The sequence below is a fragment of the Brevibacterium aurantiacum genome (assembly GCF_900169065.1).
Classification (GTDB): Bacteria; Actinomycetota; Actinomycetes; order Actinomycetales; family Brevibacteriaceae; genus Brevibacterium; species Brevibacterium aurantiacum.
On record NZ_FXZB01000018.1, the window covers coordinates 100,843 to 109,831 of the forward strand.

An 8,989-nucleotide genomic window follows, 5' to 3' on the forward strand; every position below is an offset into this window, starting at 1 on the left:
CCGGTCAGAGTGCTGAGATTATGCGGTCGCGGACGACGTCGACCAGCAATGGCGGGGTTTTCGCGCCGTCATGGAGCAGCGGTGGAGCAAGGATGTCGCTGGAGTCAGAAATGAGAGCCGAGGCGAGATCCTGGAAGAAGCCCGGGGCCAAAAGGTAGCTCGAGAGCACTACCCGTCCACCTGCCCTTCGTTTCTGCTCAACAATATCGCTCAAGCGGTCTCCCCCACCGGCATGAAACCCTGCAACGACGGGCTTTGAGAGCTCATGAGCCAGAGATTCAGCCATGTCCCGACAGGCATCATTGGCCCGTTCGTCACTTGATCCGGCGGCCGCGAGCACCACGTGGTCCTCGTCTCCCAGATCCGGCAGACGCTCGGCCAGAATCTGGGCCAGACGAGGATCCGGTCCCAGCGTCGGCGTCAGTCGGATGTCACGAGTCTCTGTTCCCTGCGCTTTGCTTCCATCAGCACCTCCCGCGGCACGGACGGCTTCAGCCAGGTCGACATGCACGTGATAGCCCGGGGAGAGCAGCAGCGGCACAAGGACAACCGGGGAATCAGACGGAAGGGTCGAAAGCACCTCGGCGACATCGGGATGCTGAACATCGACGTGTCCCAGCATCACCTCGGCGGCCAGCCCACGTGAGACCAGGTCCTCGGTGACGGCGGCGGCGAGTGCCTCGATGACCCGGCGCCCTTCTGCCGACGAGGTGCCGTGGGAGATGAGACCGATCGATGGCAGGGGCATTCAGATCACTTCCAGTGGCATCGGCGATGTCGGGGCGGGGAATGCACGATCGATGTCGGCGAGGTCATCACTCGTCAGTGCGATGTCGACTGCCTCGGCATTGGCCTTCACGTGGTCGGGTGTCGAGGCCTTGGGTATCGCAATGACATCACCGGAGCGCATTGCCCAGGCCAACAGGATCTGGGCGGTGCTCACTTCGTGACGGCGGGCCACCTCGGCGAGGGTGGGGTCCTCAAGCAGTCGGCCCTGTTCGATCGGCGAGTAGGCCATCGTCGTGATGTGGGGGCGACGATCGCGGTGGGCGGGCAAGAGATCGTGCTCCGGACCGCGGCGCGACGGGTTGAGCAGAACCTGGTTGACCAGCGGCGCTACCGGAAGCTCCGCGATCTCGGCCGGGTCGAAGTTGCTCACGCCCCAGCCGCCGATGAGGCCCCGGGCACGGAGTGATTCGAAGGCCGCAATCGTCTCTTCGACGGGGTGCGGGCCGGGCCAGTGGAGGAGGTAGAGGTCGACGTGGTCGGTGCCGAGGACGGCCAGGGATCGTTCACAGGCCGCGATGGTCCCGGATTCCGAGGCATTCGTGGGTAGGACCTTGTCGACGAGGTACACCTCATCGCGCACCGGTGCGATCGCCTCTCCGACGAGGTCTTCGGAGCGGCCGGATCCGTACATCTCCGCGGTGTCGACGAGGGTCATTCCGGCTTCGATGCCGTGGCGCAATGCTGCGATCTCGGTTCGACGTCGCCCAGGATCATCACCGATGTGCCACGTGCCCTGTCCCAGAAGTGGAAGTTCCGTGCCATCGGCCAGTGTCGTCGTGGGGATCATTCGGTCATATTAGTCGAGGCTCTGTGACTCATGTGCCCGGATCGACACATGTGTCTCCGGATGTGCACACGCTCAGCGCCCGGATCGGGGCCCGGTGATGGCAGAATCGACTGTGTACGAACGACGCCCGTGATTGCCAGATGATCGCTCACCGGGCACCAGCGATGTTCCACGAGGAGTATGACGATGAAACCGATGACCAAGGCAGCATTCTCACCCCGGACGATCACCGCCGCGGTCGGTGTCGCTCTCGCCCTGGCGCTGACTGGCTGCGGCGGTGACAAGGACGAATCCCAGAAGAAGACCGATGAGGCGGCGCAGACCGAGAAGGCCGATGACGGCGGTGGCATGCAGGGCAAGGCGGCCCCAGGCGAGTCGGAGAGTGCATCGGCCCCGGACCCCAGCAAATCTGCCGAGCCTGAGCCGAGCAAGTCGAAAGATCTCTTCGCCGACGCTCCCCGAACCACCTCGTGGGCCAGCGATGACGGGATCAAGGTCAACAAAGAGGGTGACGGAACAGTCCCGAAGGCATCACTTCAGGCCGATATCGACGACCTGTTCAAGAACAAGTTCAAGATGGACGTCGATGCTGTCGAGTGCAGAGACGATATGAAGGTCATGGACTGGTGGGGACTGACCAGCTGTGAAGTTCAGACGAAGAAGAAGACCTACTTCGGAACGGTCAAACTCGTCGACCACAAAGACAACATGATCAAGTATGAGGTCAAGTTCCCCGGTCTCGACAAGAAGGAAGTCGACTTCTAAGCCTTCCTCCTGGGATGACCGGATGAGCCGGTGACGACGGCCCGATCCCCTGCCTCGGCGGGATCGGGCGCAGGCGCGGGATCGGGTGCGGGCTCGTGCAGCGCCTCCCGCACGATTCGCCGTGGGTCGTAGCGTCTGGGATCGAGTGACTCCCAGTCCTCGGCCCCCACCGACTGGGCCGCCCGAGTCTGCGCAGTTGTCAGTTGGGCCCGAAACATGCGGATCAGCTCGCCCAGTTTCTGGGCATAGTGGGGCAGGCGTCGGGGGCCGATGACGATGACGGCGATGAGGCCGGCGATCAGCATCTTCTCAAAGCTGAGACCGAGCATGATCTGTTCCTTTCCGATCGTGGATCCAGGTGATCGCGAGGGCGGTGAGAAAGAGCAGCACCATGGGCGCGGCGACGAAGACCATCGAGAGTACGTCAGCCGCCGGAGTCACTAAGGCAGCGAAGACCACGATGGCGACGACGCTGAGTCGCCAGCTCTTCGCGATGGCAGACGCCGAAAGTATGCCCATGAGGTTGAGGACGACGAGGAAGACCGGCAGGACGAAGGCTACTCCGCTGGCCAGAACGGTCTTCATGATGAAGTCGAAATAGTAGGCGGCCTGCAGGATGGTGCTGTCTTCGGCCGAGGCGAATGAGGTGAGCACCTCGACCATGCGCGGGAAGATGAGGAAGCCGGTCGCACACCCGGAGGCGAACAGGGGCAGAGCAGCCGCGAGAAAGCCGAGACCATAGCGCCTCTCCTTGGCTGTCAGTCCCGGTGTGAGGAAGCCGAAGAGCTCCGTCAGCCAGACCGGGCTGGAGAGGATGACTCCCGAATACAGGGCGATGCGCAGCCGCAGATCGAATGCGCTCGTGACGCTGTCATAGTTTAAGGATGCGCTGCGAGATTCGGCCAGTTCTGTGATCGGTGCCCGGAGCACGTCGAGGACAGATTCCGAGAGCACATAGCCGATGATGGTGCCCACCAGCAGTGCCACCGCCGCACGCATCGCCCGGGTGCGGGCCTCCTTCAGGTGCGCGGCCAGCGGCATCTTCTGCTCAGCAGGCGAGGGCGCGTGTGCGGCGGTGGCGGTGCTCATGAGTGCCGCTGCGCGATGGGGTCGGTCACCGCTTCATGCGGGTTGGCCGACTGGTCTGCCGTCTTGCTGTTGTCTTTCTTGTCATTGTCTTTCTTGTCGTCGCCTCTCGGATCGGATGCTTCGTCCTTGAGGATGCGCATCGATTGGCCGAGGCTCTTGGCCAGGGCCGGGAGTTTGGCGGCGCCGAAGACGAGGATGATGATGGCCAAAACGATGAGGGCGTGCCAGCCCGTGAGATTGTGCAGCATGATCTGAAGTCCTTTCGGTTGCTCGTCTATTTCTCCGCCGAGGCGGCTCCACCTTCCGCAGGCGTGCCGCCCTCGGGTGGTGCTCCGCCTTCCGGAGGTTCGCCGCCTTCCCCGCCGCCGCCTCCGGGTTCGGCTCCTCCGGTCGGCTCTGTGCCTGTGTCGACGGGCACGTCCAGCGAGGCTACGTAGCCCTTGTCAGTGTCGCCGCTGATCGTCGCCATCTGGTGCTCTCCCCCGTCATCGCCGAAGACATTGTCATCGTCGAGGCTGACGTTGGACAGATTCTCGGCCGATCCGTCGTAGACGGAGAGTTCGAAGACCGCGTTGCAGGCGTCCTCGGGCAGAGCCATCTGTGAGGTGGCAATGGCGTTGTCGGCATCGGTGATGGAGTCGACGTCCGGGTAGATCTCGAAGTGGATGTGAGTCCATCTTCCGGTGTAGCAGGCGGGGAAGACCGAGGTGAAGGTGACTTCCCCCTTCTCGTCGGCGACTTGGACACCGCGCAGCCAGGTCGCATCCTCGACGCCCTCGGAGTACATGGAGTAGCGGCCCTGTGCATCGCAGTGCCAGGCGTAGACGGCCACCCCTTCGAATGCCTTGTTGTCATTGGCCATGTCGGTGACCTTGAGGGTGAAGGTCAGTGCCACGCCCTCGACCGTTTCACTGCCGTCGATGTTCGACCGGATGTCGGAGCGCACGATTCCCGATTGTTCGAGGATGTCCGGACCGTTTGAGCCATCAGCCGGGTAGGGGCCGGCGGTCTCATCGGGGATCTCCGTCACTGAGCTGTCGCTGCCGGAGGCAGAGTTCATTCCGCAGGCGGCCAGCGCCACCGTTCCGATGCCGGCGCCGACGACCCCGAGGACGCTGCGACGGCTGAAGAGGGTGCGAATGTCGAACGCCGCGCCCTGGTCGACGACCTCCTCGTCGGGGTGATCGAGGAGCCGCCCTTCATAGGTCGGTCCGTCGGGGGTCTCCTCTGGTTCTGGTACTCGAGCCATGGTGTGTCCTTCGTTCGGTGGATGTTGATGACTCCATCGTGCGGACCGGCTCTGGCCACGAACTGTGGCATTCCTATGTCAGGCCTGTGGATCGCTCGGGCCTGTGGATCGATCAGACCTGCCGGTCGCGCGGCGCAGACTGCGCCGCGTCCCACCACTGCAGAACTCGGGTTGCCTGGAGGGTCACCCATTTCGACGGTTCACCGGTCGGCGCGTCGATGTGGAACCAGACATCACCGTCCAGTCGGTGTCCCTGCAGCCAGGTTCCGTCGCTCTGACCCTGAGACCTGATGACCTCGATCGCCTCGCCCATGCGCGGATCTGGGGTGGTGTTGTCGGCCTCCCGGAAGTAGTCGGCTGCGGCGAGGACGTTGTAATAGGCCCGCCGAGGATGGGCGAGGCTGAATACGCGGTCATAGAAGGGCTCCCCTGTCGACAGCCTGCGGAAGAGGTCGCGACGCAGCAGGTATTCCTCTCCGCGGGCGCGAGCGTCCGCAACCCGCTCCGTGTCGCCGGTGCGCACCTGATAATCGAGGAGGCCGATCAGTGCGTTGAGCGTGGAATGGAAGGAGGCCACCGTCGACCCTTCCACCCATTCGCAGTTCCAGCCCCCGTCGTCGAGCTGATGGTCGAGGAACCAGTCGACGATCGCGTCGACGTCGGCACCGAGCCACAGGCCGTTCGACAGCGTCATCGCGTTGATGCACACGTCGACTTCCCCACCCCAATAGGGCATGTCCTCGTATTCCCAGCGCACCGGGATCAGCTTCTCAGCGGTACCCTCCAGCGCCGAGGCGGGAGCTCCCCAGTCTCGAAGCTGGTTGAGCGCCCATGTGGTGGCCGTCCACGGCTGCGGACCTTCGCCCCTGAAGTCCGACGGAAAGTATGCGCCTCCAGCCCACTGCCCGTCCGCGTCCTGGAGACGCAGAAGCTCACGGCCGAACCCCTCGCTCGGCACCTTCGCCCGAGTCGCCTGCCAGATGTCTTCGTCACGGTCCAACAGGTCGCGTTCGACCTGCCAGCGCAGTGCCGGGTCGGAGTCGAGGAGCCAGTTGCTGAGCCGAGTGTCAATCATCGTTGATTCCCTACGGTGGGCACATGTGTGAAACCGAGTCTACGTCCGGAGCAACCGTCGTGGTGATGAGTCGAGATCCCGGCAGGCAGCCCCTTACTACTCGTCGGTGACGACTACTATTCGTCGACGATCGGGCCCAGTTCAGGGCGCTTGGCCACTCGTCCGTCCCCTGAGGACTTGCCCGTCAGCCGTCGATAGATCCACGGCCTGACGTGCTTCCACCACCATTGTGCCTCGATGCTGGCTGTGCGCACCGGCGCCGGACCCTCAGGAGGGCTGAGGAAATCGAAGTCGATCGGGACGCCGAAGCTCGCTGCCGCGGCACAGGCGAGCCGCTCGTGGCCCAGCGCGGCAAGGTGAAGGCGATCTTCGTCCCATGCACGGGGATCTTCGAACACCGAATTGGTGGTGTTGGTCAGCGGCAGGACTCCGTGGGAATCGACGAGGTGCTGATAGATCGCATTGAGACGCAGTCGACGGGTGTTGATCAGCGGCCCAGCTGGCGAGACTCCGGCGATATTGGGGATGGGGACGACGTAGACCTTGGTGCCAGCAGCCGTCAGTGGCTCGACGATCCCGATGAGGGCGGACTTCAGCGCGCCGAAGTCGACACGGGGTCGCATGATGTCATTCATCCCGGCGGTCAGCGTGACGAAATCGGGCCGCAGCGCGATGGCCGTCCGGATCTGCGTGTCGACGACCTGGGCCGTCTTGTAACCGCGCACGGCCAGATTCGCATAGTGGATGGCCCGGTGCTGTCCGTAGTGCGCAGTCAGCAGGGATGCCAGGCGATCGGTCCAGCCTCGCGGGCTGCCATCGGGCCAGGGCTCGTCACCCACCCCCTCGGAGAGACTGTCGCCGATCGCAATGTAGCGCAGCGGCAGGCTGGGATCGCCGCTCACAGCGTCACCGTCATCAGGACCCGACCGCACGAGGGCCGACAACCGAGTTCGTTCGCTTCGTGACGGCGGGGGAAGAGGTCTTTCATCATAGGCTCCATCGGTCAACTGGCTGAGCAACGATCATCCTAGTCCCGCACCTACCCCTGGTCCATCGAAAATAGACACACTGAAGTTTCAATTATTCAGGTAGCCTTGTTTTTTATGAAGGAGCCAACCTCCGACCGTCGGCGCAACCGGCGAGAAGCGCTCATCCTGATGGCCCTCGTTCTGTGCGTCCACTCCTGCTTCAAGCTCCTCGGCTGGGGCTCACAGGATCTGTCCTGGTGGCAGGTCATTCTGGTCGCCCCCGTGTCTGCGGCGATCTACTGGTTGCTCGCCACTGCATTTCGCAAGTTTGCGGACTGTAAGCCGGATGCGGAGGATGTCTCGCCGAGGCTGCGGAATTAAGCCGTACGGACGCTGAGTCGTGAGCATCCTGGGTCGTGAATCAGAAAGGACCCCCACCCGGACAGTGGAGGTCCTTTTCGTCGAAGTAGCGGGAGGGGGACTCGATCCCCCGACCTCACGATTAACAGATTCCAAGCAGACATGCTTCGACTCCGACGTGAACTCGCTTCGCAACCTAGTGGCACTGGGCAATTACTTGCCGCATCGTGGGTTGTCGCACTCCGTAACCTGGTGATCGAAGGCGCTGACGACCAATGAAAACGAATCACCTCACCATCCGGTCCGAGAAGGCAATCCTCACGCGTGCAGGGTTCGACTATTCAGAGCTCAGTTTCACGATCATCAACCGGTCTGGCTCTCATATGGGTGGCCGCTACACCGGGCATCGTGTCGAACAATTTGACGTTCGGATTGCCGGCCAACCAGACAGCCGCAGGACTGTGCGCGCGATTCTCGGTGAACGCGGCTTAGAAGTAGCACCCATGCCGGACCATGACGATTGGAGCCGCGGCTCCGTTGCGATACCTGCCCATGGATAACTCCGCGTCAGCACCGTGCAATAGCCTGCTGGATACAAACCGCAGCTCAAGTCTAAGGAGAAGTCACCATGGACTTCGGAGTCATCGTTGCGCTAGTAATCGGAGGCTTCATACTGGTCGGCGTCCTCGGCATAACTGTCAGGCTTGCCTTCTTCGCCTGTGCCGCATTAGCAGCAGCATCTTTCCTCCAAATTTTCCTGGTCGAATCATCGGGTCCACTTTGGCTAGCTGCCATCGGCGGAACGATCGGATTCTTCCTCTTCGGAGCACTCCTTGGCAGGCCTCAGTAAAGCCGAACAAGTTAGGGCATGCTAAAAACAATCTCACTTCCCCTATTCGAAAGTGAGATCCCATGTCAGACCTCCAGCTGTCGAAACCACACCAGGCGATCCACGACGCGTTCACGACCGCCCTATCGACCTACCGCTCTCCATACACAGTCGAGCTACGCGGCTACTATCTCCAACGGCTCATGACATGGGCTCAGGACACCACCGAGCACGGTTCTGTCCTCAGACTCACCCTCGAAGATTTCCACACTTGGCTTTCCAAAGACGTTGGCCCAGCAATCTCCACAAAACGATCTGCCCGCTCTACCCTCAGTGTGTTTTACGAATGGGCCGAAACGATCGGCAAGATCAAGAAGAACCCTGCGCGCAAGCTTTCCAGCATGCGCAACAGCGTCGGAATCCCGAACCCGTGCCCGACTGATGACATTCAACGAGCCCTCGACCGAGCAACACGCCCCATCGACGTACTGATGATCCTCTTCGGCGAACTCCAAGGAATGCGAGCCGGTGAGATCTCTCGAGCCCACTCCGACGACGTCATGCTTCCCACCAAGGAACTCCGCATACTCGGCAAGGGCAACAAACAACGCCTCGTCCCCCTCCACCCCCTCATGCAGGAACTGTTGCCACAATTCCCAACCGGATACTTCTTCCCTTCGGACCGGAACCCCTCGGGACACATGTTGCCCCGTTCAATCGGTCGACGTGTTCGGCATCTTCTTGGTTTCCAACCCGGAAGAAATGCACACTCGCTGCGCCACAAGTTCGGCGTCGACGCCCTCGAGCTCAACCCCGACCTTATGGGCTTGCGAGACCTTCTTGGCCACGCGTCCGTTGCTACGACGCAGATCTACACAAAAGCGTCCAGCAGTCGGTTGCGCAAGCTCGTTGACGACATTCCAGAACCGCCCGGGCACCGCGACAGACTCCAAGCGCTTAACCTTGATCCACCGATGCGAGTAGCCGGATCAAGCCGCGCGTGAAATGGAAATGCCCCTTCTGAACTGGGAAAATGATGATGTTCGAAGTCAACATTCCCGTTCAAGAAAGGGGCACC

The 8,989-nt window shown here is 62.0% G+C and carries 12 protein-coding genes; 4 read left to right on the forward strand and 8 right to left on the reverse strand.

Annotated features, from left to right (window positions below; all coding sequences use genetic code 11):
* Positions 1-4: 4 nt before the first annotated feature.
* Positions 5-748, reverse strand: a complete 744-nt coding sequence (locus BAUR9175_RS13415; protein ID WP_096160987.1) for a sirohydrochlorin chelatase — start codon at positions 746-748, stop codon at positions 5-7.
* Positions 749-1,576, reverse strand: a complete 828-nt coding sequence (locus BAUR9175_RS13420) for an aldo/keto reductase (protein WP_096179101.1) — start codon at positions 1,574-1,576, stop codon at positions 749-751. It lies immediately after the preceding gene.
* Between the two features lie 186 nt (positions 1,577-1,762).
* On the opposite strand from BAUR9175_RS13420, the gene BAUR9175_RS13425 reads away from it, so the two are divergent.
* Positions 1,763-2,341: a hypothetical protein gene (locus tag BAUR9175_RS13425; RefSeq protein WP_009883616.1), complete on the forward strand. Its 579-nt coding sequence runs from the start codon at positions 1,763-1,765 to the stop codon at positions 2,339-2,341.
* Here BAUR9175_RS13425 and BAUR9175_RS13430 read toward each other — a convergent pair.
* From BAUR9175_RS13430 to BAUR9175_RS13455, 6 genes are all read right to left on the reverse strand, one after another.
* Complete coding sequence (locus tag BAUR9175_RS13430; protein ID WP_009883617.1) at positions 2,338-2,670, reverse strand: Sec-independent protein translocase subunit TatA/TatB; 333 nt, start codon at positions 2,668-2,670, stop codon at positions 2,338-2,340. The genes BAUR9175_RS13425 and BAUR9175_RS13430 overlap by 4 nt on opposite strands.
* A complete protein-coding gene (gene tatC / locus BAUR9175_RS13435; RefSeq protein ID WP_180959247.1) occupies positions 2,651-3,430 on the reverse strand; it encodes a twin-arginine translocase subunit TatC in 780 nt (259 codons plus the stop codon). Before tatC ends, BAUR9175_RS13430 begins: the two co-directional genes overlap by 20 nt.
* On the reverse strand, positions 3,427-3,678 hold the full coding sequence (locus BAUR9175_RS13440) for a twin-arginine translocase TatA/TatE family subunit (protein ID WP_009883619.1): 252 nt from the start codon (positions 3,676-3,678) through the stop codon (positions 3,427-3,429). The genes tatC and BAUR9175_RS13440 overlap by 4 nt, the downstream gene beginning before the upstream one ends.
* Positions 3,679-3,704: 26 nt before the next feature.
* Entirely contained in the window at positions 3,705-4,679 is a 975-nt protein-coding gene (locus tag BAUR9175_RS13445; RefSeq protein WP_096160985.1) for an intradiol ring-cleavage dioxygenase, read from the reverse strand.
* 112 nt (positions 4,680-4,791) lie between these two features.
* Positions 4,792-5,754, reverse strand: a complete 963-nt coding sequence (locus BAUR9175_RS13450; protein ID WP_096160984.1) for a squalene cyclase — start codon at positions 5,752-5,754, stop codon at positions 4,792-4,794.
* A gap of 116 nt (positions 5,755-5,870) precedes the next feature.
* Entirely contained in the window at positions 5,871-6,656 is a 786-nt protein-coding gene (locus BAUR9175_RS13455) for an SGNH/GDSL hydrolase family protein (protein WP_240518069.1), read from the reverse strand.
* A gap of 201 nt (positions 6,657-6,857) precedes the next feature.
* Here BAUR9175_RS13455 and BAUR9175_RS13460 point away from each other — a divergent pair, with 201 nt between their 5' ends.
* The 3 genes from BAUR9175_RS13460 (at position 6,858) to BAUR9175_RS13475 (ending at position 8,915) form a co-directional block, all read left to right on the forward strand.
* The gene (locus BAUR9175_RS13460) at positions 6,858-7,103 is read left to right on the forward strand and encodes a hypothetical protein (protein WP_096163009.1); all 246 of its coding nucleotides are present in this window, start codon (positions 6,858-6,860) and stop codon (positions 7,101-7,103) included.
* A gap of 607 nt (positions 7,104-7,710) precedes the next feature.
* Entirely contained in the window at positions 7,711-7,932 is a 222-nt protein-coding gene (locus tag BAUR9175_RS13470) for a hypothetical protein (protein WP_069599753.1), read from the forward strand.
* A gap of 62 nt (positions 7,933-7,994) precedes the next feature.
* Positions 7,995-8,915, forward strand: coding sequence for a tyrosine-type recombinase/integrase (locus BAUR9175_RS13475; RefSeq protein WP_101584020.1), 921 nt, complete (start codon positions 7,995-7,997; stop codon positions 8,913-8,915).
* Positions 8,916-8,989 lie beyond the last annotated feature (74 nt).

Coding starts and splice junctions, on each gene's coding strand:
- BAUR9175_RS13415 (WP_096160987.1), bottom strand. CDS start 748: ATGCCCCTGCCATCGATCGGTCTCATCTCCCACGGCACCTCGTCGGCA.
- BAUR9175_RS13420 (WP_096179101.1), bottom strand. CDS start 1,576: ATGATCCCCACGACGACACTGGCCGATGGCACGGAACTTCCACTTCTG.
- BAUR9175_RS13425 (WP_009883616.1), top strand. CDS start 1,763: ATGAAACCGATGACCAAGGCAGCATTCTCACCCCGGACGATCACCGCC.
- BAUR9175_RS13430 (WP_009883617.1), bottom strand. CDS start 2,670: ATGCTCGGTCTCAGCTTTGAGAAGATGCTGATCGCCGGCCTCATCGCC.
- tatC (WP_180959247.1), bottom strand. CDS start 3,430: ATGAGCACCGCCACCGCCGCACACGCGCCCTCGCCTGCTGAGCAGAAG.
- BAUR9175_RS13440 (WP_009883619.1), bottom strand. CDS start 3,678: ATGCTGCACAATCTCACGGGCTGGCACGCCCTCATCGTTTTGGCCATC.
- BAUR9175_RS13445 (WP_096160985.1), bottom strand. CDS start 4,679: ATGGCTCGAGTACCAGAACCAGAGGAGACCCCCGACGGACCGACCTAT.
- BAUR9175_RS13450 (WP_096160984.1), bottom strand. CDS start 5,754: ATGATTGACACTCGGCTCAGCAACTGGCTCCTCGACTCCGACCCGGCA.
- BAUR9175_RS13460 (WP_096163009.1), top strand. CDS start 6,858: ATGAAGGAGCCAACCTCCGACCGTCGGCGCAACCGGCGAGAAGCGCTC.
- BAUR9175_RS13470 (WP_069599753.1), top strand. CDS start 7,711: ATGGACTTCGGAGTCATCGTTGCGCTAGTAATCGGAGGCTTCATACTG.
- BAUR9175_RS13475 (WP_101584020.1), top strand. CDS start 7,995: ATGTCAGACCTCCAGCTGTCGAAACCACACCAGGCGATCCACGACGCG.